The 21,678-nt window shown below is 59.4% G+C and carries 20 protein-coding genes; 11 read left to right on the forward strand and 9 right to left on the reverse strand.

The window, feature by feature from the left end:
* Nucleotides 1-125: 125 nt before the first annotated feature.
* The 6 genes from KJF94_RS01265 to KJF94_RS01290 all read right to left on the reverse strand — a co-directional run bounded on the left by KJF94_RS01265 (nucleotide 126) and on the right by KJF94_RS01290 (nucleotide 3,262).
* Complete coding sequence (locus KJF94_RS01265) at nucleotides 126-464, reverse strand: HopJ type III effector protein (protein ID WP_214380705.1); 339 nt, start codon at nucleotides 462-464, stop codon at nucleotides 126-128.
* Nucleotides 457-753 carry a DUF1244 domain-containing protein gene (locus KJF94_RS01270; RefSeq protein WP_008150700.1) on the reverse strand — a complete coding sequence of 99 codons (297 nt, stop codon included), beginning with the start codon at nucleotides 751-753 and terminating at the stop codon, nucleotides 457-459. The genes KJF94_RS01265 and KJF94_RS01270 overlap by 8 nt, the downstream gene beginning before the upstream one ends.
* A 68-nt stretch (nucleotides 754-821) precedes the next feature.
* Nucleotides 822-1,193, reverse strand: coding sequence for a dihydroneopterin triphosphate 2'-epimerase (gene folX, locus KJF94_RS01275; RefSeq protein WP_007970304.1), 372 nt, complete (start codon nucleotides 1,191-1,193; stop codon nucleotides 822-824).
* Between the two features lie 2 nt (nucleotides 1,194-1,195).
* Nucleotides 1,196-1,756: a GTP cyclohydrolase I FolE gene (folE, locus tag KJF94_RS01280; RefSeq protein ID WP_214380706.1), complete on the reverse strand. Its 561-nt coding sequence runs from the start codon at nucleotides 1,754-1,756 to the stop codon at nucleotides 1,196-1,198.
* 21 nt (nucleotides 1,757-1,777) lie between these two features.
* On the reverse strand, nucleotides 1,778-2,488 hold the full coding sequence (gene folM / locus KJF94_RS01285; RefSeq protein WP_214380707.1) for a dihydromonapterin reductase: 711 nt from the start codon (nucleotides 2,486-2,488) through the stop codon (nucleotides 1,778-1,780).
* A gap of 204 nt (nucleotides 2,489-2,692) precedes the next feature.
* On the reverse strand, nucleotides 2,693-3,262 hold the full coding sequence (locus tag KJF94_RS01290) for a putative antibiotic biosynthesis monooxygenase (RefSeq protein WP_214380708.1): 570 nt from the start codon (nucleotides 3,260-3,262) through the stop codon (nucleotides 2,693-2,695).
* A gap of 211 nt (nucleotides 3,263-3,473) precedes the next feature.
* On the opposite strand from KJF94_RS01290, the gene KJF94_RS01295 reads away from it, so the two are divergent.
* Nucleotides 3,474-4,433, forward strand: coding sequence for a MerR family transcriptional regulator (locus tag KJF94_RS01295; protein WP_214380709.1), 960 nt, complete (start codon nucleotides 3,474-3,476; stop codon nucleotides 4,431-4,433).
* 1 nt (nucleotide 4,434) lies between these two features.
* On the opposite strand, the gene KJF94_RS01300 is transcribed toward KJF94_RS01295, so the two are convergent.
* Together KJF94_RS01300 and KJF94_RS01305 are read right to left on the reverse strand one after the other, a co-directional pair.
* Entirely contained in the window at nucleotides 4,435-5,040 is a 606-nt protein-coding gene (locus KJF94_RS01300) for a hypothetical protein (RefSeq protein ID WP_214380710.1), read from the reverse strand.
* 54 nt (nucleotides 5,041-5,094) lie between these two features.
* Entirely contained in the window at nucleotides 5,095-5,571 is a 477-nt protein-coding gene (locus tag KJF94_RS01305; RefSeq protein ID WP_214380711.1) for a PAS domain-containing protein, read from the reverse strand.
* Nucleotides 5,572-5,674: 103 nt separating this feature from the next.
* On the opposite strand from KJF94_RS01305, the gene KJF94_RS01310 reads away from it, so the two are divergent.
* From KJF94_RS01310 to KJF94_RS01345, 8 genes are all read left to right on the forward strand, one after another.
* Complete coding sequence (locus KJF94_RS01310; RefSeq protein ID WP_084318142.1) at nucleotides 5,675-6,130, forward strand: flavodoxin; 456 nt, start codon at nucleotides 5,675-5,677, stop codon at nucleotides 6,128-6,130.
* Nucleotides 6,131-6,387: 257 nt separating this feature from the next.
* Nucleotides 6,388-7,170, forward strand: a complete 783-nt coding sequence (locus tag KJF94_RS01315) for a class II aldolase/adducin family protein (RefSeq protein ID WP_214380712.1) — start codon at nucleotides 6,388-6,390, stop codon at nucleotides 7,168-7,170.
* Entirely contained in the window at nucleotides 7,170-8,072 is a 903-nt protein-coding gene (locus tag KJF94_RS01320) for an alpha/beta fold hydrolase (protein ID WP_214380713.1), read from the forward strand. The genes KJF94_RS01315 and KJF94_RS01320 overlap by 1 nt, the downstream gene beginning before the upstream one ends.
* A gap of 112 nt (nucleotides 8,073-8,184) precedes the next feature.
* On the forward strand, nucleotides 8,185-9,096 hold the full coding sequence (locus tag KJF94_RS01325; RefSeq protein WP_214380714.1) for an SDR family oxidoreductase: 912 nt from the start codon (nucleotides 8,185-8,187) through the stop codon (nucleotides 9,094-9,096).
* 497 nt (nucleotides 9,097-9,593) lie between these two features.
* Nucleotides 9,594-11,387: a DUF1302 domain-containing protein gene (locus tag KJF94_RS01330; RefSeq protein ID WP_214380715.1), complete on the forward strand. Its 1,794-nt coding sequence runs from the start codon at nucleotides 9,594-9,596 to the stop codon at nucleotides 11,385-11,387.
* A gap of 23 nt (nucleotides 11,388-11,410) precedes the next feature.
* Nucleotides 11,411-12,778, forward strand: coding sequence for a DUF1329 domain-containing protein (locus KJF94_RS01335; protein WP_214380716.1), 1,368 nt, complete (start codon nucleotides 11,411-11,413; stop codon nucleotides 12,776-12,778).
* A 140-nt stretch (nucleotides 12,779-12,918) separates the two neighbouring features.
* Nucleotides 12,919-15,474, forward strand: coding sequence for a LuxR C-terminal-related transcriptional regulator (locus tag KJF94_RS01340; RefSeq protein WP_214380717.1), 2,556 nt, complete (start codon nucleotides 12,919-12,921; stop codon nucleotides 15,472-15,474).
* 166 nt (nucleotides 15,475-15,640) lie between these two features.
* Nucleotides 15,641-18,088, forward strand: coding sequence for a dermonecrotic toxin domain-containing protein (locus tag KJF94_RS01345; RefSeq protein WP_214380718.1), 2,448 nt, complete (start codon nucleotides 15,641-15,643; stop codon nucleotides 18,086-18,088).
* A gap of 6 nt (nucleotides 18,089-18,094) precedes the next feature.
* Here the strand turns inward: KJF94_RS01345 and KJF94_RS01350 are convergent, their stop codons facing one another.
* Nucleotides 18,095-18,889, reverse strand: a complete 795-nt coding sequence (locus KJF94_RS01350; protein WP_214380719.1) for an IclR family transcriptional regulator — start codon at nucleotides 18,887-18,889, stop codon at nucleotides 18,095-18,097.
* Nucleotides 18,890-19,054: 165 nt separating this feature from the next.
* Between KJF94_RS01350 and hmgA the strand changes: the two genes are divergently transcribed.
* Nucleotides 19,055-20,359: a homogentisate 1,2-dioxygenase gene (hmgA, locus tag KJF94_RS01355; protein ID WP_214380720.1), complete on the forward strand. Its 1,305-nt coding sequence runs from the start codon at nucleotides 19,055-19,057 to the stop codon at nucleotides 20,357-20,359.
* A 3-nt stretch (nucleotides 20,360-20,362) separates the two neighbouring features.
* The gene (fahA, locus tag KJF94_RS01360; RefSeq protein WP_214380721.1) at nucleotides 20,363-21,667 is read left to right on the forward strand and encodes a fumarylacetoacetase; all 1,305 of its coding nucleotides are present in this window, start codon (nucleotides 20,363-20,365) and stop codon (nucleotides 21,665-21,667) included.
* Nucleotides 21,668-21,678 lie beyond the last annotated feature (11 nt).

Genomic DNA, 21,678 nt, shown 5'->3' on the forward strand with positions numbered 1-21,678 from the left:
GAGTGAGCTTGCTCCCGTTGGGTCGCGCAGCGGCCCCAAAAAATAGGGACCGCTACGCAGTCCAGCGGGAGCAAGCTCCCTCGCCACAGGTCAGTGTTATTCAGAGTGTTTTTTGCGGGCTTTAATTAGCGGCGGGTCAGTGGCTGCTGGGTGAATTTCACACCGGCCAGGCCGTGGGTAATCAACGCACGAATATTCCCATGATCGCTGCCTTCAGGCGTCGCCACTACCGAACGGTAATGCTCGCCAAACGCCAACAGCGCTTCTTCATCGCTCAGGCCTTCCAGCAGCGCCAGACCCAAGGTCTTGCACGAACCTTCATTCTGCCCGGCCGCATTTTCCACGCCGCCGTTGTTGAAGGCCTGAGGCTGGTAGTCGTAGCCCGCGGCGATGAACGCCAGGGTGTCGGCAAAAACGTGTTCGCCGCTCTTGAGGCTGGCGCGCAGGGTGTTCAGATCACTCATTGGGTTTTCCTTTGGCGAACGCCGCTTGTTGTTCGGCGTTGGCTTCTTGCTGGTATTGGGCTTTCCACTCGGCGTACGGCATGCCGTAGACCACTTCGCGGGCGTCATCGAGGCTGACCTCGATCTGGCGTTCATCTGCTGCGGCCTTGTACCACTTGGACAGGCAATTGCGGCAGAAACCCGAGAGGTTCATCAGGTCGATGTTCTGCACATCCTTGCGGCTGTCCAGGTGCGCGACCAGCCGGCGGAAGGCGGCGGCTTCAAGTTCGAGGCGTTGTTGGTCAGTCATGATGGGCTCTGTGCAATCGAATCGTGGCGCGGATGATAAAAGCATGGCGCGCGATGCGCCAGACGCGGTCAGCGGCTTGCAGCCAGGGTGATCGACACCGACTCGGCGAAACGCAAGGCGTGGGGCTTGTCGACTTCGACCTCGGCGTACAGTACCGACGCGTTGGCCATGACCAAATCGAGAATTTCCTGGGTCAGCCGCTCAAGCAGGGCGAAGCGATTGCCTTCGACGTGGGCGATGATCGCCTTGGTGATGGTCCGGTAATTGAGTGCGTGATCGATGTCGTTGTCACGCACCGCTTCCTGAGCGGCGTACAGGATGGTCAGGTTGATCAACACATCCTGCTTGTTGAGGATTTCATCCTCGTTGATCCCGATGAACGTCCGCAGACACAGGTCCTTGACCCGGATGCGTGCCATTCCTGGTTGAAGTTGTGGCATTGCTACTTGCTCCGTCCAATCAATTGCAGGAACTCCTGGCGGGTGTTGCTCGACTCGCGGAAGGCGCCGAGCATCACCGAGGTGTTCATGGTCGAATTCTGTTTCTCGACGCCGCGCATCATCATGCACATGTGCTGTGCTTCGATGACCACCGCGACACCCGCGGCACCGGTCACCTGTTGCACCGCGTCGGCGATTTGCCGGGTGAGGTTTTCCTGGATCTGCAGGCGACGGGCGAACATGTCCACCAACCGCGCAATCTTCGACAGACCCAGCACTTTACCCGTTGGAATATAAGCCACATGCGCCTTGCCGATGAAGGGCAGCAGGTGATGTTCGCACAGCGAGTACAGCTCGATGTTGTCGACAATGATCATTTCATCGTTGTCGGAGGCGAACAACGCGCCGTTGACGATTTCTTCGACACACTGTTCATAACCGTGACACAGGTACTGCATGGCCTTGGCCGCGCGCAGCGGCGTATCGAGCAAGCCTTCGCGTTCGGGGTTTTCACCGAGGCCGATGAGGATCTCGCGATAGCTCTGGGTCAGGGATAACGTCATGGAACATCCTCGCGGGCCAATCTATTTGAGGTGCCGTCCGCCGTTGACGGTCAGGGTCGTGCCGGTGACATAAGGGTTGTCGAGCAAATAACGCAGGCTCTGGTAGATCACTTCGCTGCCCGGTTCGATGCCCAGCGCAGACTTGGCCAGGGCTTTGGTGCGGTAGGCCGCGTCGTCGTCGGGATTAAACAGTAGCAGGGCTGGGGAGATGCCGTTGACCTTGATGTCTGGTGCGTACTTCGCGGCGAAGGACAATGTGAGACTGTCCAGCCCGGCTTTGCTGGCGCAGTAGCCGATGTGTTTGCTGCTGCCCCTGCGAGTGACGTCATCGCTGATGTGCACGATGTCGGCCGGGCTCGAGCGTTGCAGCAAGTCGGCGCAGTGCAGGTTGATCAGGTAGGGCGCCAGCATGTGCACGCTGAACAGGCGGGTGAAGGCTGCGGCGTCGGTGTCTGGCGTTTCGGCCAGCCATTCGGAGGCGTTGTGGATGATCGCGCGCAAGCTGTCTGTGTGGGTTTTCAGTTCGCTGATGAAGGCGAAAATTCCGGCTTCGGTAGAAAAGTCTGCGAATACCGCCGTCGCCCCCAGATCACGCAATGCCTGTACACCGGGGCGTTCAGTGCGATAGCTGAAGATCACGGCATGGCCGTCTTCGAGCAAACGCTGCGCGCAGTGCAGGCCGACACGCTGGCCGGCACCGGTAATCAGGATCGGAGCGGATGAAGAAGTCATGAACGGCTCGCGTCGCGGTAAGAGCAAAACTATACCAGCGACGGGAGCGGACTACCTATTGTGGAGCATCCTTTGTGGGAGCGAGCCTCTGTGGCGAGGGAGCTTGCTCCCGCTTGAGTGCGCAGCACTCACAATAGGGGCCGCTACGCAGCCCAGCGGGAGCAAGCTCGCTCGCCACAAAGGCTTGCTCCCACAGGAGGGGGATCAGTGGTTTTGAGTGGAGTGTTCGGTTGGCAACGGTCGCGATGCCGCGCTGTTCAGCCAACCGGCCAGCATCCGCGTCGACAGTGGAATGAAGAAGTAAACCATCAACGGCGTCAGGCACAGCGTGCTGATCAACACCCGAGGCAGCAGGCTCATTTCGCCGAGCAACGGCCCCAACAAAAAGTTGAACAGCAACGACACCGGAAAGAACGCCAGCCAGATCGCCACGGCTTGTTTCCAGCGTGGCGGACGTTGGCCGGCAGCACCGAACCAGCCTTCGATGCCGCTCACGCGATGTTCCGTCTTATGCGCAAACAGATCGCTGCCGCGTGCAAGCCAGGCGGTACGCGAGGCGGAGTGCTCCCAGGCGTGCATGGTCTGCTCGTTGGCGAAGCGGAAAATAATCTGGAATTCGTCATCGTCGGGCGGCGGGGCGAGCACGCCTGAGCCGAGATAACCCTGGAAGTCGGTGGCCAGTTGTTCGCCTTCGCGCAACCAGGCCATCAGGTCCTGATAACGCCCATCGGCGACGCGGCGCGCAACCATCAGCGTGACGGGTGAGGTAGACATTATGTATCTCCATATGACAATCGCGTAACTCCGGGTAGGAGCTTCGCCAGACGCAGCGCCGGGGTGGTGGGCTACGTCTCGGAACAAGCAAGGATTATTCCGGATTCTACAGGTTGTGCCCCTGACAATCGTTGCACATCTATGTATTGAATGATCATGGGGCAAGAGGGTTAGAACGGGATCCAATTTAAACACGGACGTTGACTGCCCAATGCCTGTCCTGACTGACGATGTCCCTGGTACTCAGAGCTCTGTTCCGATTGAACGGGAAGAGCTGTTTCCGATCCGCGAGGTGTCTCGGCTGACAGGCGTCAACCCGGTCACGTTGCGAGCCTGGGAGCGCCGTTATGGCCTGATCCAGCCAATGCGCACCGAAAGCGGGCATCGGCTGTACTCGATAGCCGATATCGAGCGGATCCACAGTATCCTTGCCTGGCTCGACCGCGGCGTTGCCGTCAGCAAGGTCGGCAAGATCCTGGCCAGGACCGCGCCGCTTCAGGCGCTGTCGCACCTCATCCCCAATGAACTGGTGCAAGCGGACTACGCGCAGTGGCAGGAACAGGTCAAAGCAGCCGTCAGCGCGTTCGATGAGGTCCAGCTGGAGCAAGTCTATGGACAGATCTTTTCCAGTTACCCCCTGACGGTGGCGTTCCAGGACATTCTGATTCCGCTCTGGCAGCAATTGCTGCAACGCCATGAAGGGTTCGGCCAGACAAGCGAGTGGCTATTCCTGGACGGCTTTCTGCGTTCTCGTGTGTTGCAACGGCTGCTGCTGGCGCGTGTCATGCAGCCGCGTCGCGTGATCGTCGGTGCCCTTAACGATCAATGTCGCGAGCTTGAAGTGCTGCTCACGGCGCTGTTTCTGAGCAGTGTCGATTCGGCGATTCAAGTGTTGGCGCTCGGTCAGCCCTTGGACGAACTGACCCTGGTCTGCGAAAGAGTCAAGCCAAAGGCGTTGGTGCTGGTGTCCAATCATGCACCTGCCCCTGAGCTGCCGCGGCGTTTGAACCGGCTGGCCATGAGCCTGGATTGCCAGTTGATGCTCGCCGGCGATGCATCGGATATGGCGCAGGATAGCCTGAGAGGCTCGTCCATTGGCTGTTTGGGTAACGAGGGAATGGTGATGCGTCAGCGTCTGAAACAGTTCCTGGCAGGCAACCTGGATACCTGAATCAGAGGTGCAGGGCGGGATGCGTCAGCCGATGCTGCTGAAGGATGTACTGGCGCAGGCGCTCGGTTTCGTCGGTGTCGCTCTGACTCAACTGATACGCGTAGAAACCGTTTTCGGTTTCCTTCTCGAAGGTGCCGCGCATCGCGATTCGTTCATAGCCTGACGGGCTGAACCACAACGCGAAATGTTTGGGCGCTTTTGTCTTGTTGCGAACTTCCAGCAAGACGCCTTTGAACGACACTTCGTGCACCCACATCGTACCGGGCTGGCCACTGGCGTTTTCCAGCGCGACCGGCTCTTCGAGTACCAGGCGCCATGGCCGGACCATTGGCCCGTCTTCATAGATGCTGGGGACGCCGAGGCGTAAATGCAGCGCATGAAACTCGTCTTCCACCAGATGTAGCGGGAAGGTCATTTGCTGATTTTCGAAATTGGCCTGGATGGTGACCTGCTCATGTGCGGCAAGGCGCGTGAGCAAGTCACGGATTTGCGAACCACCGTTGACGAGCAGACTCGACGTCGCATCCCGCACATTGAGTTGCGGGTTGTGTTGCATGGTCTGGATAAAATCCAGCTCATCCTGGGTCAGGAGCGCGTCGCGTTGCATGGTCTGCTCGAAAGAAATAGTTACATAGCCACCGGTGATTGTAGTTAATGACAATCAATTCTTGGTTTTGTTTTCGCCGTTCGTCGCTTTTAGCGCAGCCAGTTCTTTTTGCAGCTCGGCCACTTGCGTCTCAAGCTGTGTAACTCGCTGCTGCGCCTTGACCTGAACGGTGACGTCTTTTTGCACACCGACAAAATAAGTCTGACCGTCGCTCGGATTTTTCACCGTCGAAAGCGACAGTTCATTCCAGAACGGGGTGCCTTCCTTGCGGTAATTGCGCAGGATTTCCCTGCAGGAACCGCCGCTACCCAGCGCCTCGCGAATCAACGGCAGTGCGTCCTGATCGCGGTCGCCTGACTGCAGAAAGCGGCAATCCTGGTAGAGAATTTCTTCGCTGGTGTAACCGGTCATGCGTTCGAACGCCGGGTTGACGTAGATCAGGATGTTGTCGTGCTCACCTTCTTTTTCGGCGATCACGATGCCTTCATTGGACGCGTTGATCACCATTTGCAGCAGTTGCGCGTTGATCATTGAAGAATCCCTTCCTGATTGATTGACGCTCTGCATTCTAAAAGAACAATGAGGTCTCTGCTGTTAATATCCCGGTCTTTTATTCAGCTTCAGGATCAGATTGATGAAAGTCGCCATCCTTTCCGGCTCGGTGTACGGCACGGCTGAAGAAGTCGCCCGCCACGCTGCGAACATTTTGAAAACTGCGGGATTCGAAACCTTCCACAACCCGCGTGCGAGCCTCGCCGATGTTCAGGCCTTCGGCCCCGAAGCCTTTCTGGCGGTGACTTCGACCACCGGCATGGGTGAACTGCCGGACAACCTGCAACCCTTGTATTTCGCTATTCGCGATCAGTTGCCGGCGGCCTGGCGTGGTTTGCCGGGCGCTGTCATCGGCCTGGGTGATGCGAGCTACGGCGACACGTTCTGCGGCGGCGGCGAACTGATGCGTGAACTGTTCGGCGAACTGGGCATCCGCGAAGTGCTGCCGATGCTGCGTCTGGACGCCAGCGAAAGCGTCACGCCGGAAACCGATGCCGAGCCCTGGCTGGCGGAACTGGTCACGGCCCTGCGGGGCTGACTGGGCCGTTCGCCCAGCCGTGCAAGTCAGGCTTGCGGATCGTTTGACGGTGAGGGTGGTTCAGTGGCGAGGGGGCTGTTGAACAGGGTCGCTGCGCCGTTACTGGCGTCGGTACTTTGACATGAATCCACGCTTGTTTGCGCACTGACTCGTTAGGCCATCAAGCTGGCTGCCAATGCAACTACACGAACCTCGAGGGCTGACTAGACTCGGTAGTCATTGGAAACACTCCAAAATAATAAGCGAGGTTCCTTGCCGTGAGCGTAGCCCCCCTTCAATCGTCCTTCAGCGTCAAAGACCAGGTCAGCGCCGCCGAGTGGCAGGCCCGCGTCGATCTGGCGGCCTGTTATCGCCTGGTCGCCCTGCATGGTTGGGATGATCTGATTTTCACCCACATTTCTGCCAAGGTGCCCGGCACCGAAGACTTCCTGATCAACCCGTTCGGGCTGATGTTTCACGAGATCACGGCGTCGAGCCTGGTGAAGGTCGATCAGGCCGGCAACAAACTGATGGACAGCCCTTACGAGATCAACCCGGCGGGGTACACCATCCACAGCGCCGTGCATGAAGTTCGTCACGATGTGGTTTGCGTGCTGCATACCCATACGGCATCAGGCGTTGCGGTGTCGGCGCAGAAGCAAGGCATTCTGCCAATCAGTCAGCAGTCGTTGTTTGTCCTGTCCAGCCTGGCCTACCACGCCTACGAAGGCGTTGCGTTGAACCATGAAGAGAAGGCGCGGTTGCAAGCCGATCTTGGTGAAAGCAATTTCCTGATGCTGCACAATCACGGTCTGCTGACCTGTGGCGGCACCATCGCCGATACGTTCCTGATGATGTTCACCTTTCAGCGCGCCTGCGATATCCAGGTGATGGCGCAGAACGGTGGTGCCGAACTGATCGCTATCGAACCGCAGATTCTGGCGGGCGCCAAGGCGATGATCGCCGGCGTCACCAAAAGTGCACAAGGGATGGGCGGCGCACTGGCCTGGCCAGCGTTGCTGCGCAAACTCGATCAACAAGACCCGGGTTATAAACTTTGATGCCACTCGCCGAGATCCCTCTGTGTGTCTGGCGCAAACGCGGCCAGACGTTCGTATTCCGTGGCCAGACCATTCGTTACTGGACGGCAGGGCAGGGTGAGCCGCTGCTGCTCATCCATGGCTTCCCGACGGCCAGTTGGGACTGGCATTACCTGTGGCAGCCGCTGGCCCAGCGCTATCGGCTGATCGCCTGCGACATGCTTGGCTTCGGCGATTCCGCCAAACCGGTGGACCACGAATACAGCCTGCTGGAGCAGGCCGATCTGCAACAGGCATTGCTGGCGCATTTGAATGTCGAACAGCCGGTGCACGTGCTGGCCCACGATTATGGCGACAGCGTGGCTCAGGAACTGCTCGCCCGGCATTACGAATCGCGCATTCATCTTGCCAGTTGCGTGTTCCTCAATGGCGGCCTGTTTCCGGAAACCCATCGCCCGGTACTGATGCAGAAACTGTTGCTCAGCCCGCTGGGCTGGATGATTGGCCGAGCCTTTTCCCGGGATGGGCTGGTGAAGAGTTTCCGGCAGATCTTCGGACCGCAAAGCCGTCCTACCGAGAGTGAGATGGATGATTTCTGGAGCCTGGTGGACAGCAATCACGGGCCTCGGATCATGCACAAACTGATTGCCTACATTCCTGAACGACGCGTCCAGCGCGAACGTTGGGTCAGCGCGATGCAGCGCGGTGATGTGCCGCTGCGGGTGATCGATGGCGAGGCCGATCCGATCTCCGGCACGCACATGGTCGAGCGCTATCGGGAGTTGATCCCTAAACCGGATACGGTGCTGTTGCCCGGCATTGGTCACTACCCGCAAACGGAATCGCCAGCGCAGGTGCTGAAACACTATCTGGCGTTTCGCGATCGGCTGATTGCGCCGCCGCTGAAGGCGGCCTGTTCCTGATTATCCCCCAGCCTTATCGAGCACCATTCAGCCTCACCTGTGTTCATTGTGACCGGCAGCGCCTTGCCTGAGACTCGTACTCATTGTCCCTTGGCCTGCTGGAGTCCCCCCAATGAATGAGCCTGTGCGCTTCGAAGATAAAGTCGTGATCATCACGGGGGCCGGTGGTGGCCTCGGGCGCGCCCATGCGCTGTTGTTCGCGAAACAGGGCGCGAAGGTGCTGGTTAACGACCTCGGCGGTTCGGCTCAAGGCGAAGGCGCAAACGCTTCTGCAGCAGACCGTGTCGTGGCTGAAATTCGCGAAGCCGGCGGCACCGCCGAGGCCAACCATGACTCCGTCACCGATGGCGACAAACTGGTGCAACACGCCCTCGACGCCTTTGGCCGTGTCGACGTGGTGGTCAACAACGCCGGGATCCTGCGGGACAAAACCTTCCACAAAATGGACGACGTCGATTGGGACGTGGTTTACCGCGTCCACGTTGAAGGTGCCTACAAAGTGACCCGCGCCGCGTGGCCGCACCTGCGCGAGCAAAACTATGGTCGTGTGATCTTCACGGCGTCGACCTCGGGCATCTACGGCAACTTCGGCCAGTCCAACTACGGCATGGCCAAGCTCGGCCTCTACGGCCTGACCCGCACGCTGGCCATCGAAGGCCGCAAAAACAACATCCTGGTCAACGCCATCGCCCCCACCGGCGGCACCCGCATGACCGAAGGCCTGATCCCGCCGCAAGTGTTCGAGCAACTCAAACCGGAACTGGTCAGTCCACTGGTGGTGTACCTCGCCAGCGAGAATTGCCAGGAAACGTCGGGGTTGTTCGAAGTCGGCGGCGGCTGGATGGGCAAGGTGCGCTGGGAGCGTAGCCTGGGTGCCGGGTTCGATCCGCGGGTCGGTTTTTCGCCGGAAGATGTTGCTGAGCACTGGCAGCAGATTTGTGATTTTGAAGGGGCCGCGCATCCGAAGGACAACATTGAAGCGTTGAAGGAGATGATGGGAAATCTGCAGAAGTACGCGCTCTGATTCCTCCGCTTTCGGCAGGGCTCGCCTGAGACCTGCCATCCTTCAAAAAACCATCGCCCATAAAAAAGGCCGCTGCAAACGCAGCGGCCAAAACAAGACGTTGGATCAAGGAGCTACAAATCAACGTCAGTGAGCACGGGGCGATGAGTCGAAACCTTCGATTCATCTGAAATCGGTTGCCAATCGCGTGGACTGATCACACGCCATCGCTGTGTGCTGTCAGGCGGTTTGCCTTGAAAGCCCGGTAAGAATAAGCGCTTGAGCCCGAAGGAAAAATAGCGATTTCAGACATGCAGTGTTGCAGGCTGGGCAACAGTGCCGCGCTCATGCATCTGACTGATGAACCCTTATCCACTCCATCCATACCTCGCGCAAACCCTCGCCCCGCAAACCCATTCATCCTTTAGAGGTACACAGCGAATACCTCCTTGGTGCGCTTATCGCCCCCGAACTGCGGCAGTAGGGTGTGGCCTTCTGTCACTCACCGGGGAAGACGCATGACAAAAACAACAATGCGCGCCATCTTCACACCGCAGGCGCTGGCCGCTGCGGTTGCCTTGGGTTGCTGTGCCCAGGCGCAGGCCGTTTCATTCAACATTGGCGAAATCGAAGGGACGTTCGACTCCTCGCTGTCCGTCGGTGCGAGCTGGGGCATGCGCGATGCCGACAAGTCGCTGGTAGGCATCGTCAACGGCGGGACCGGCCAGGCGTCCACCGGTGACGACGGGCGACTGAACTTCAAGAAGGGCGAGACATACTCCAAGATCTTCAAGGGCATTCACGACCTCGAACTGAAGTACGGCGACACCGGCGTGTTCGTCCGTGGCAAGTACTGGTACGACTTCGAACTGAAGGACGAAGACCGCGAGTTCAAGCCGATCAGCGATCACAATCGCAAGGAGGGCTCCAAGTCCGCTGGTGCGCAAATCCTCGATGCGTTCGTCTATCACAACTACTCCATTGCCGATCTGCCGGGCACTGTGCGCGCCGGCAAACAGGTGGTGAGTTGGGGTGAAAGTACCTTCATCGGCAACTCGATCAACAGCATCAACCCGGTCGACGTTTCAGCGTTCCGCCGTCCTGGCGCGGAGATCAAGGAGGGCCTGATTCCGGTGAACATGCTGTTCGCCTCGCAAGGCCTGACCGACAAGCTCACCGTGGAAGGCTTCTATCAGCTGGAGTGGGATCAGACCGTTCTCGACAACTGCGGCACGTTCTTCGGTGGTGACGTGGCGGCGGACGGATGCACCACGGGATATACCGTCGCCAGCCCGGCGATCGCGCCGCTGCAACCGATCGCCGCCGCTTTCGGCCAGGGCTTCCAGGTCGGCAGGGAAGGTGTGATTGTTCCCCGTGGCGGCGACCGCGATGCCCGCGACTCCGGGCAATGGGGCACCGCGTTGCGTTGGCTGGGTGACGACACCGAGTACGGTCTGTACTTCATGAACTACCACAGCCGCACACCGAATGTCGGCACCACCACCGCCGGGCTGAGTACGCTGGCACGGATCCCGGCCATCGTCGGTGCCGCCAACGCCATTGCCCCCGGCAGCGGTTCGGCACTGGCCCAGAGTGTGATGCTCGGTCGCGGCCAGTATTACCTCGAGTACCCGGAAGACATCCGCCTCTACGGCGCAAGTTTCTCCACCACCTTGCCCACCGGCACAGCGTGGACTGGTGAGATCAGCTATCGCCCGAACCTGCCGGTGCAGGTCAACAGCACCGACCTGACCCTGGCCTTGCTCAACCCGATCGCAGGCGGCGCGGCTTCGCCGATTGCCACTCGGCCCGGCGCCGACAACAAGGGCTATCGCCGCAAGGAAGTGACGCAGGTCCAAAGCACCCTGACGCACTTCATCGATCAGGTTGCAGGAGCCGACCGACTGACTCTGGTGGGTGAGGCGGCGGTTGTCCACGTCGGTGGTCTGGAAGCCCGCAACAAGCTGCGTTATGGCCGTGACTCGGTGTATGGCGCCTACGGTTTTCGCGGTGACAGGGACGGTTTCGTCACCTCGACCTCCTGGGGCTACCGCGCCCGCGCCATCCTTGATTACAACAACGTGATCGCCGGGATCAACTTCAAACCCAACCTGTCGTGGTCCCACGACGTCGCCGGTTACGGCCCAAACGGTCTGTTCAACGAAGGCGCCAAGGCGATTAGCGTCGGCGTCGATGCGGACTATCGCAACACCTATACCGCGAGCTTGAGTTACACCGATTTCTTCGGTGGTGACTACAACACCCTGGAAGATCGCGACTTCCTGGCGTTGAGCTTTGGCGTGAACTTCTGATCTGGCTGAGAAGGATGATTTCAATGCGCAAGATGATTCTGCAATGCGGCGTTCTGGCCCTGAGCCTTTTGGCTGTCGATGTGATGGCCGCGGTGTCGCCGGAAGAAGCGAACAAACTCGGCACCAGCCTGACGCCATTGGGCGCCGAAAAGGCCGGCAACGCCGATGGCTCGATTCCGGCCTGGACCGGCGGCCTGCCGAAAAACGCCGGCGCGGTGGACAGCAAAGGTTTCCTGGCCGACCCGTTCGCCAATGAAAAACCGCTGTTCACCATCACCGCGGCAACGGTCGACAAGTACAAGGACAAACTCTCCGACGGCCAGATCGCGATGTTCAAGCGCTACCCGGAGACCTACAAGATCCCGGTCTACCCGACCCATCGCACGGTGGCACTGCCTGCGGACATCTACGAGTCGGCCAAGCGCAGCGCGCTGAACGTGACGCCGATCAACGATGGCAATGGCCTGGCCAATTTCACCGGCAATCGCTACTACGCGTTTCCGATTCCGAAGAACGGCGTCGAAGTGATCTGGAACCACGTTACCCGTTATCACGGCGGCAATTTGCGTCGCACCATCACCCAGGCCACGCCGCAGTCCAATGGCGATTTCACGGTGATCCGCTTCAAGGATGAAGTCGCAGTGCCTTCGCTGCTGGGGGATCTGAAGCCGGGCAGCGACGAAAACGTCCTCAGCTATTTCAAGCAGGAAGTGACGGCGCCGGCACGGCTGGCGGGCAACGTGCTACTGGTTCACGAGACCCTTGATCAGGTCAAGGAGCCGCGCAAGGCGTGGATTTACAACGCGGGTCAGCGCCGTGTGCGGCGTGCACCGCAAGTGGCTTATGACGGCGTCGGCACGTCGTCCGACGGGCTGCGCACCACCGACAACTTCGACATGTTTTCCGGCGCGCCGGATCGCTACGACTGGAAGCTGATCGGCAAGAAGGAAATGTACATCCCGTACAACAGCTACAAGCTCGATTCGCCCGACCTCAAGTACACCGATGTGATCAAGGCCGGGCACATCAATCAGGACCTGACCCGCTACGAGTTGCACCGGGTGTGGGAGATCGTTGCCACGGTCAAGCCAAACGAGCGGCATGTATATGCCAAGCGGCACATGTACATCGATGAAGACAGTTGGCAGGTGGCGCTGGCGGATCACTACGACGGTCGCGGTCAGCTCTGGCGTGTAGCCGAAGGGCACGCCCAGTTCTACTACGATCACCAGGTGCCGGCCTATACCGTTGAAGCGCTGTATGACCTGATTGCCGGTCGCTACATTGCCCTGGGGATGAAGAACGAAGAGAAGCGCAGCTTCGAATTCGGTATCGATGCCAAGGCAGGTGATTACACGCCAGCAGCGCTGCGGAGTACAGGGGTGAGGTAATCATTCCTACAGCTCCTACAGAAAAAGGTGACTTTGCGGTCACCTTTTTTATAGGTGTCGATCAGTGTGTTGAATACTTCTTCAACAAGCTGTGTAGAGAGGGCTAGGGTGGCGCGACAATTATAAAAAGGCGCACCACTATGACCGCCATGACCCCGTGTCTGGACCGTCCTGGACTCTTGCCCCGCTTGTCTTCCCATCACTTGTCTCGCGACCGGTTGACCGAGCCGTTGCTGGCCTCGACAGCGCGGGTGAAACTACTCTGTGCACCGGCCGGCAGTGGCAAGAGTGCGCTGCTCATCGAATGCCTGCTGCGGGCGCCCGAACAGTGTCATGTCTGTTGGCTGCCGTTGGCGGGTGCTTCGTTGAGTGTCGGCGAATTTCGCCAGCGGCTGGCTCACGCGTTGGGATCGGACTCAGCGGATGAACCCGGATTGCTGGCGTATCTGGCGCAATTGCAAACGCCAACCTGGCTCTGTCTCGATGACTATTGCCGCACACCCAACCCGGAGCTGGATCTGTTGCTCGACCGGTTGTTGGCGATCAGTAGTCCGATGGTCACCTGGTGGTTGAGTGGTCGCCGCCGCCCGCCCTGCAATTGGCCACGCCTGTTACTGGCAGATGAACTGTACGACTGCGAGCGTTCCACGCTGGCTTTCACCCAAACGGAAATCGCCCGACTGTTGCATCATCTGGAACCGGAGCACGCCGCCAGGCATGCCGGCAGGATTGTCGAACTGAGTGGCGGCTGGTGCGCGGGCGTGCGGATTGCGCTGCTGCAAAAATGCGACGGGTCGCGCAACGAGCAACTGCACGGTCGACCCGACACGCTGCACGATTACCTTGAGCACGAATTGTTCAGCATTCTGACCCCGGAGCTCACGGAAGCCTGGCGGGTGCTCGCCCATCTGCCTCGATTCAATGCCCGGCTGTGCGATCACTTGTTCGGCGCGGGAGAGGGCGCCCAGTGCCTGAATACGTTGCAGGCGTTGGGTTGCTTTATCGAGCCCTGGAAGGACTCGACAGACTGGCTGCAGATTTTCGCGCCGCTCACGCAGTTGATGCGCGAAGAGCAATGGCCGGAGGGACGCTCCTGGCATCGTCGCGCCTGTCAGTGGTTCGCCGCCGAACTGGACTGGAAAGCCGCATTTGAACAGGCCTTGCTGGCGCAAGAGTTCGAAGTCGCGGTCAGCCTGTTGCAGCATTTCAGTTTCGAGCACCTGTTCGAGGAGCAGACCGTGGTGCTGTTGTTGCGCCTGCATGAGCGCCAAGGCGAGGAGCTGATGCTGGGCTCGCCGCAACTGGTGGGGTTGATCTCCGCGGCGTTGTTGTTCGCCGGTCGATTCGAGCAGGCGGGCGAATGCATCGGGTATCTGTCGCGCTTCATGCCTCAGCCGTCGGCGCTCAACCAAGGGCAACTGATTGCACGGTGGCAGGCATTGCAAGGTTGGCTCCTGCATTTGTTGGGGCATATAGAGCCTTCGCGGGCGCATTTGCTGGAGGCGCTCAGCGAGCTCGGCCCGCAACTGTGGAGCGCCCGGCTGATGTGCCTGTCCGGCCTGACCCAGCAAGCGCTGCTGCGGGGCGAGCTTGACGTGGCGCACGCTCTCAACCGTGAAGCGTTGTGCCTGGCGCGCGCGCAAGGTTCGCTGGTGTTTGAAGGGCTGCTGGAACTCGACCACGCGCAATTGCTCGAGCAACGGGGAGCGTCCGGCAGGGCCGAGCACTTGCTGGCGAACATGCACGATTTGCTCGCCCAGCGGCAACCGCTGGCCGAACCGTTGCTCGGGCGAATTGCCTTGCGGCGCGGGCGTTTAAGCCTGTCTCAGGGAGAAGATGCACAAGCGGCCGAGTACTTCGAAAGCGGGCTGCAGATGTGCCTGCGCAGTCAGGACAAGCGCGTGCTTTACGGTTTTCTCGGCCTCGCGCAACTGGCCGCCAATCGCCTGGACTACGCCCAGGCCTTTGTCCTTCTGCGTGACGCCGAACGCTTGATGCAGCAACGACGGATTCCCGACACGGTCTATCGCGGTGTTCTGCTGCACATCAGCAGCCATTTCTGGTTACAACAGGGACGTCCGGAACTGGCCCGCGAAGCGCTGACGCGGGTGCTGCGCCACTATCACGGCTCCGATGCTCGTCAGGCTCCGCCAGCCACGCTGGAACTGATCCCCAGCCTCGAATACCTGCTGGTACTGACTGACGTTTATCTGGGGCAGGCGCAATCACCGGTGGAACGGCTTGAGTGCCAGTTGCAGTGGGCGCGACAGCGGGGGATGTCGAGGCTGCAAGCGCAGTTGCACCTGGCACTGGCCGAAGTCGCCTGGCTGACGGGTGACCTGCTCATGGCGCGTCGGTCGTTGCAGGAAGGCGTGACGCTGATCGAGCGCTGCAATCTGCAACAGACCCTACGCGATCTTCAGTTGCGCCAGCCACGGTTGCCAGACGCCATCGGGCGTGCCGAGCCGGGTCACCCTCTCGAGTCGGAGCCCTCGCTGCAGAACCGGTTGAGCCAGCGGGAAATAGAAGTTCTTGAATTAGTGGCGTTGGGTAACTCCAATCAACAAATAGCCGATCAGTTGTTCATATCGTTACATACAGTAAAAACCCACGCGCGACGGATTAACGGAAAGTTGGGAGTGGAGCGTAGAACCCAGGCGGTGGCCAAGGCGAAAGTGTTGGGGTTAGTTGATTAGGTGTTTGTGAAAGTTTACGAATGCACACAAGTTTCAGGGTGTACTTCTAGCGTTTGGCTGTTTATAAAGTGGCGCAAGTTAATCACTTAATCATCAGTCCGGCACGCCGCCATGGCAGGCAGCGTTGCCGGATTATTTATTTTGAACTGTGCAAAAGGAAGCGCGCATGAATATTAGAGTTTTAGACAGAAGCGTTCAGAAAGAACTTCTGCGACCGTCCACGCAGATGCTGGCTGAACAACCGCAGCAGATTCCCGGTTGGCTCCAGCAAGCCAGTGAAGACGATCGCCAGTATTACTTCGACACCGAGCAGGCGTTGGCAAAACATGAGCAGGCGGTGGATGAACTGCTGAATGAAGCCAAGTCTCTCAGAACGTTCGCCCATTTTTATGCGAGGGAGTTTGTCAGAATTCTCAGTGGCAAATTAATCGATCCACAGCAGGTCTTCGTCAGCGCCCGGTATACGTTTTATATCGGTCAGCAGAAAGTCGTTCAGTGCAATCGCCTGACCCTTCCCGAGTTCATACTCAACGGTTTGTATGACCCGGCCACTGTCCCGCTGGAGATTGCCCTTGAAGGCGAAGCGCTGCCACCCGACGTGACGGGGGAAGACCTTCTGGACGTGCTGGGCGACACCAGCATGCGTTCGCTGTATTCGGAAAAGTTTGAACAGCATTACAGCAGTGAAGAGGTACTTAGCGCCTTGCAAGCGCGCTTGGAGAGTCGTACAGCCCTGAGCGCCTTCAGTGCGAAACTGCAGGCGCACATCAATGATCAAAGCCTGGAAATTGTTGATCTGGCCAGTCAGCAAACCAAAGGCTATTCAGCGGGTGAACTGTCGTTCGACGGCTCGGGAAAGCCTTTTCATGGGCTGATTGTTTATTGCGGGCCGGAAGGCGAGGCCGGTCCTTGCGTACTTTATGCACCGCACGGGCCTGGTGGCAGAACGTGGCACGAGTTTGCGTCCTTCAGGCAATTGAACTTGCATATGGCCGATTGGGTGGGATCGCCGACAGGGCGCAGCTACCTGAGCCGCCAGTCTCACGCCACTGAGCGAGAAAGCATCGAATCGTACATGCGGTTGGTACTGGATCTGCCCAGTCAGTGGCGTGGGATCAAGCGCAAAGCCTGGCCCGAGTCGGGAGGCGCGGTGCTACGCCACAGCGTGTCGCTGAGTATCGATTGGCAGCGAGGCGAGCTGGAGGCTGTGACCCCCGCCGGTTATCGCTCCGCATCGTCCTATCAGCGAAAATATTTCGCCCGTTTGAACACGGAGCTCAAAGCGCTGACCCGGCTGGCCGGTCACGAAGCGGGGCTGATCAGTTACGAAAAGTTTGCCTTCAATCTGGTCAAGAAGAGGGCGGACGATCTGATGGCGGACAACGGCGAGACGGTGTCGGTCAATCCCGATCTGATCATGGTCGAACTGGACGCCTCGCAATCGATGACGCTGACTCAACTCATCATCAAAGAGCATCACATCACCGAAGGTAGCGGGCCGGTGCATAACCCTGGCATCTATCCGCGAATTCGCCTGTTGCCGGGACATCCGCCGATGTCGAACCTGCTGGGTAACTACATCGTCAACTGGTCGAAAGCGCTGCGCCCGGGTGAAAAATACATCGACATGCTGAATTCGGATTATCTGGATGAACGCTCGGCCGGTTATGCCTTCAGACGTGACGTGTATCTCGATGTACATCGGCATGAAATGCGCCGGGCCGCGTTGGCCGAGTTATTCAGCGGTGCACTTCAACCCCGCCAGTACAACCGGATAGAACAGGTCATTGACCGGCTGCGCGAGCCCGAGCCCACTGATCCCCTCTCGGTAGACTATCCCGATTCACCCAGGCGTGACGGTGTTTACAGGTTTCATTTGAAGCACCGCGCAATTCAGGGTGTTTATGTTTTTCGCATGATGAACAACGACGTCGCTGAGGATCTGTTGTATACCCCGCATGCGCCGGATGGCCGATGGTTCCGACCGTTGGCTGATTTTTCGAGGTCGATAAAACGATGCGGGCTGGGCGATTATTACTGCAAGCGCGCCCGATTCACTGACCAGAGAGTGGTCAAAACTTACGTTGAAGAGGTCATGCGCAGCAGCGGCGATGCCGAAGCGCCGGCGCTGCAAATCAATAGTCGGGTTTTCGACTTTTCACGTTGCTACCCGGAAATGATCAGTCAGATTATCAACGGGGTGGACGCTCAGACCAGCAGTCTCATCGAAGTTGTTGCCAAATTATCCTATGACGCTGCGGTGGCGGCAGTTGCCGTCATAGGCTGCATCTTCCCGCCCATCGGTCTCGGGTTGAGCGCCGTCGTGAAGGCGAAAGCGGTCTTTGAGGGTGGGCTGGCGTATCACGAAGGTGACAACGAAAAAGTGCTATCCAGCTTTCTCGATTGCATGCTGGAACTGGCCACCCTCCGCATCGGCAATCTAGGGTTCTCCCAGGCGCAGAAGTTGATTGCCAAGCGGTTGGGCGATGTGAATACCTGCATGAGCGTTGTCTCGGCACACGGTGGAAAAACCGTCGATTTGGCGGTGATCACCGAACTCATGAAGGAGGCATTGGCAGAGCCCGATTCCAGCGAGCGGACGCTGCTGGAGTAACACTGATCAACTGACGACGACAGTCGGCTCATGGCCCATTCGCCAACTCACGGCCCGCGTCGCCGCCAGCAATCGCTGCGCCGCCGGACCGTTTTCGTCGGCGTGAAACAATGACGTCGGGCCAACAATGGTCATGACCGCCGCCACGTTGCCGACGGCGTTGAAAACCGGCGCCGACAAGGCATCGACGCCCGGCATCAACAACCCATGCACATGGTGCAGACCGCGCTCGCGGATCTGTTGGCACAACGCGGCATACGCCTGATCGTCTGCCAGTGCATGGGTATTGGTTTTTTGCAGTTCCTGCTCGCGCAAGTCCACGGTTTCTCGCTTCGGCAAATAGGCGCCGAATACCAACCCGGTCGATGAACTGAGCAACGGCAACACCGAACCCAGTTGCGTCACCACCGTCACCGCGCGCACCGCCGGTTCGATATGCACCACGGTCGCGCCTTGATTGCCCCACACCGCCAAAAAACACGTTTCGTTCAATTCATCGCGCAACTCGGCCAAGGGCAGGGCGGCAACTTTGAGCACGTCCATACTGTTGAGTGCGGCCAACCCCACACGCAAGGCCTCGCGACCCAGGCCGTAATGATTGGTGGCGGTGTTCTGCTCGGCAAAACCGCTGGCGATCAAGGCCTGCAAATAGCGATGAACCTTGCTCGCCGGCATCTGCACGTGCTCGGCCAGGCGCGACAAGGAAGTCGACGGCGACAACTCGGCCAATGCCTTGAGGATGTCAGTGCCGACCTCGGCCGAGCGGACTTTCTGTTTGTCGTTGTTGCGCGGCGTTTCCATGGAGGTGGTCTGATCCCGGGACGAATGGGCGTCTTTATAGCTTGACGGTCAATACCAATCAAATTACGTTGTGCGTAATCGAATTACGATAAAAATAACCCGGGCGTGCCAGGACCTCTGAAACAGAGTGACAGGCCATTGCCTACTCCCTGTTCAGGAGGCTCCATGAACCTCGATTCAACGGCGCCAGCGCTGGCTTATCAGTCCGGCTTCGGCAACGAATTCAGCAGCGAAGCGTTGCCCGGCGCACTGCCCGTCGGCCAGAACTCCCCGCAAAAAGCGCCGTACGGTCTATACACCGAATTGTTTTCCGGCACTGCATTCACCATGGCCCGCAGCGAAGCGCGGCGCACCTGGATATACCGCATTCAGCCGTCGGCCAATCACCCGGCGTTCGTCAAACTGGATCGGCAACTGGCCGGCGGCCCGTTGGGGGAAGTGACCCCCAATCGCTTGCGCTGGAACCCGTTGGACATCCCGACCGAGCCCACCGATTTCATCGACGGGCTGGTGAGCATGGCGGCCAATTCGGCGGCGGAAAAACCGGCCGGGATCAGCATCTACAGCTACCGCGCCAACCGCTCCATGGAGCGTGTGTTCTTCAATGCCGACGGCGAATTGTTGCTGGTGCCGGAACAGGGGAGGCTGCGCATCGCTACCGAACTGGGCTTACTGGAACTTGAGCCGCTGGAAATCGCCGTGCTGCCGCGCGGTCTGAAATTCCGCGTCGAACTGCTCGACCCACAGGCGCGCGGTTACATTGCGGAGAACCACGGCGCGCCATTGCGCCTGCCGGACCTCGGGCCAATCGGCAGCAACGGTCTGGCCAATCCGCGAGACTTCCTGACCCCGGTCGCCCATTACGAAAACCTCAAGCAGCCAACTACCCTGGTGCAGAAGTTCCTTGGCCAGCTGTGGGGCTGCGAGCTCGATCATTCGCCGCTCAACGTGGTCGCCTGGCACGGCAACAACGTGCCGTACAAATATGACCTGCGCCGTTTCAACACCATTGGCACGGTCAGTTTCGATCATCCGGATCCGTCGATTTTCACCGTCCTGACGTCGCCGACCAGTGTTCATGGTCTCGCCAATCTCGACTTCGTGATCTTCCCGCCACGCTGGATGGTGGCCGAGAAAACCTTCCGTCCACCGTGGTTCCATCGCAATCTGATGAACGAATTCATGGGCCTGATCAAGGGCGAGTATGACGCCAAGGCCGAAGGCTTCGTGCCGGGTGGCGCGTCGCTGCACAGTTGCATGAGCGCCCATGGCCCGGACGGCGAAACCTGCACCAAAGCGGTCAACGCCGAGCTGGCACCGGCGAAAATCGACAACACCATGGCCTTCATGTTCGAGACCAGCCAGGTGCTGCGCCCGAGTCGCTTCGCCCTCGACTGCCCGCAACTACAAACCAATTACGACGCCTGCTGGGCCACGCTGCCCGCCACTTTCGACCCGACCCGGAGATAACCCATGACTCAGACTTCCATCACTCGTAGCTGGGTTGCCTCCGCCAACGGCCACGCGGATTTCCCGCTGCAGAACCTGCCGCTGGGCGTGTTCAGCGTGAAGGGTTCTGCTCCGCGCAGCGGTGTGGCCATTGGCGAGCATATTTTTGATCTGGAAGCGGCGCTCGAAGCCGGCCTGTTCGACGGTGCGGCAAAAACGGCTGTCGAAGCCACCCGTGGCGGTCAGCTCAATGCGTTTTTCGAACTCGGCCGCGAGGCTCGCGTTGCCCTGCGTGAACGCCTTATCGAGTTGTTCCAGGAAGGCAGCACCCTGCACGGCAAGATCGAAGCCCAAGGCGCGAAATTGCTGCCACTCGCGGCGAATTGCGAGATGCACTTGCCGGCGAAAATCAATGATTACACCGACTTCTACGTCGGCATCGAGCACGCGCAAAACGTCGGCAAACTGTTCCGCCCCGACAACCCGCTGCTGCCGAACTACAAGTACGTGCCGATTGGTTATCACGGTCGTGCCTCGACCATTCGCCCATCCGGCACCGACGTTCGCCGTCCGAAAGGCCAGACCCTGCCGGCCGGCCAGACCGAACCGACCTTCGGCCCGTGCGCACGTCTGGATTACGAACTGGAACTGGGCATCTGGATCGGCCAGGGCAACCAGATGGGCGACGCGATCGCCATCGGCGACGCCGCCGATCACATCGCCGGTTTCTGCCTGCTCAACGACTGGTCGGCGCGGGATATCCAGGCGTGGGAATACCAGCCGCTGGGGCCGTTCCTGTCGAAAAGTTTTATCACCAGCATCTCGCCGTGGGTGGTGACGGCCGAAGCGCTGGAGCCGTTCCGTCGCGCGCAACCGGCGCGTCCTGAAGGCGATCCGCAGCCGCTGCCGTACCTGTCCGACAAACGCGATCAAGCCGCTGGTGCCTTCGACATCGAACTGGAAGTGCTGCTGCTTACCGAAGGCATGCGCGAGCAGAACCTGCCGGCCCATCGCCTGACCCTGAGCAACACGCAACACATGTACTGGACCGTGGCGCAACTGGTTGCGCATCACAGCGTCAACGGCTGCCAGTTGCAGGCGGGTGACCTGTTTGGTTCGGGCACGTTGTCGGGGCCGGAGAGCGGTCAGTTCGGCAGCCTGCTGGAAATCACCGAGGGTGGTAAGAAGCCGATCGAGCTGGCGTCGGGCGAGGTGCGTAAATTTCTTGAGGACGGCGACGAAATCATCTTGCGCGCCCGTTGCAGCCGCGACGGTTTTGCCTCCATCGGTTTCGGTGAGTGCCGCGGCAAAGTGCTGGCGGCGCGTTAAGAGGAACGGGT

The sequence above is a fragment of the Pseudomonas hormoni genome (assembly GCF_018502625.1).
Classification (GTDB): Bacteria; Pseudomonadota; Gammaproteobacteria; order Pseudomonadales; family Pseudomonadaceae; genus Aquipseudomonas; species Aquipseudomonas hormoni.

Bases quoted from the DNA above. Each gene is read 5' to 3' on its own strand.
- KJF94_RS01265 (WP_214380705.1), bottom strand. From the start codon at position 464: ATGAGTGATCTGAACACCCTGCGCGCCAGCCTCAAGAGCGGCGAACAC.
- KJF94_RS01270 (WP_008150700.1), bottom strand. From the start codon at position 753: ATGACTGACCAACAACGCCTCGAACTTGAAGCCGCCGCCTTCCGCCGG.
- folX (WP_007970304.1), bottom strand. From the start codon at position 1,193: ATGCCACAACTTCAACCAGGAATGGCACGCATCCGGGTCAAGGACCTG.
- folE (WP_214380706.1), bottom strand. From the start codon at position 1,756: ATGACGTTATCCCTGACCCAGAGCTATCGCGAGATCCTCATCGGCCTC.
- folM (WP_214380707.1), bottom strand. From the start codon at position 2,488: ATGACTTCTTCATCCGCTCCGATCCTGATTACCGGTGCCGGCCAGCGT.
- KJF94_RS01290 (WP_214380708.1), bottom strand. From the start codon at position 3,262: ATGTCTACCTCACCCGTCACGCTGATGGTTGCGCGCCGCGTCGCCGAT.
- KJF94_RS01295 (WP_214380709.1), top strand. From the start codon at position 3,474: ATGCCTGTCCTGACTGACGATGTCCCTGGTACTCAGAGCTCTGTTCCG.
- KJF94_RS01300 (WP_214380710.1), bottom strand. From the start codon at position 5,040: ATGCAACGCGACGCGCTCCTGACCCAGGATGAGCTGGATTTTATCCAG.
- KJF94_RS01305 (WP_214380711.1), bottom strand. From the start codon at position 5,571: ATGATCAACGCGCAACTGCTGCAAATGGTGATCAACGCGTCCAATGAA.
- KJF94_RS01310 (WP_084318142.1), top strand. From the start codon at position 5,675: ATGAAAGTCGCCATCCTTTCCGGCTCGGTGTACGGCACGGCTGAAGAA.
- KJF94_RS01320 (WP_214380713.1), top strand. From the start codon at position 7,170: ATGCCACTCGCCGAGATCCCTCTGTGTGTCTGGCGCAAACGCGGCCAG.
- KJF94_RS01325 (WP_214380714.1), top strand. From the start codon at position 8,185: ATGAATGAGCCTGTGCGCTTCGAAGATAAAGTCGTGATCATCACGGGG.
- KJF94_RS01330 (WP_214380715.1), top strand. From the start codon at position 9,594: ATGACAAAAACAACAATGCGCGCCATCTTCACACCGCAGGCGCTGGCC.
- KJF94_RS01335 (WP_214380716.1), top strand. From the start codon at position 11,411: ATGCGCAAGATGATTCTGCAATGCGGCGTTCTGGCCCTGAGCCTTTTG.
- KJF94_RS01340 (WP_214380717.1), top strand. From the start codon at position 12,919: ATGACCGCCATGACCCCGTGTCTGGACCGTCCTGGACTCTTGCCCCGC.
- KJF94_RS01345 (WP_214380718.1), top strand. From the start codon at position 15,641: ATGAATATTAGAGTTTTAGACAGAAGCGTTCAGAAAGAACTTCTGCGA.
- KJF94_RS01350 (WP_214380719.1), bottom strand. From the start codon at position 18,889: ATGGAAACGCCGCGCAACAACGACAAACAGAAAGTCCGCTCGGCCGAG.
- hmgA (WP_214380720.1), top strand. From the start codon at position 19,055: ATGAACCTCGATTCAACGGCGCCAGCGCTGGCTTATCAGTCCGGCTTC.
- fahA (WP_214380721.1), top strand. From the start codon at position 20,363: ATGACTCAGACTTCCATCACTCGTAGCTGGGTTGCCTCCGCCAACGGC.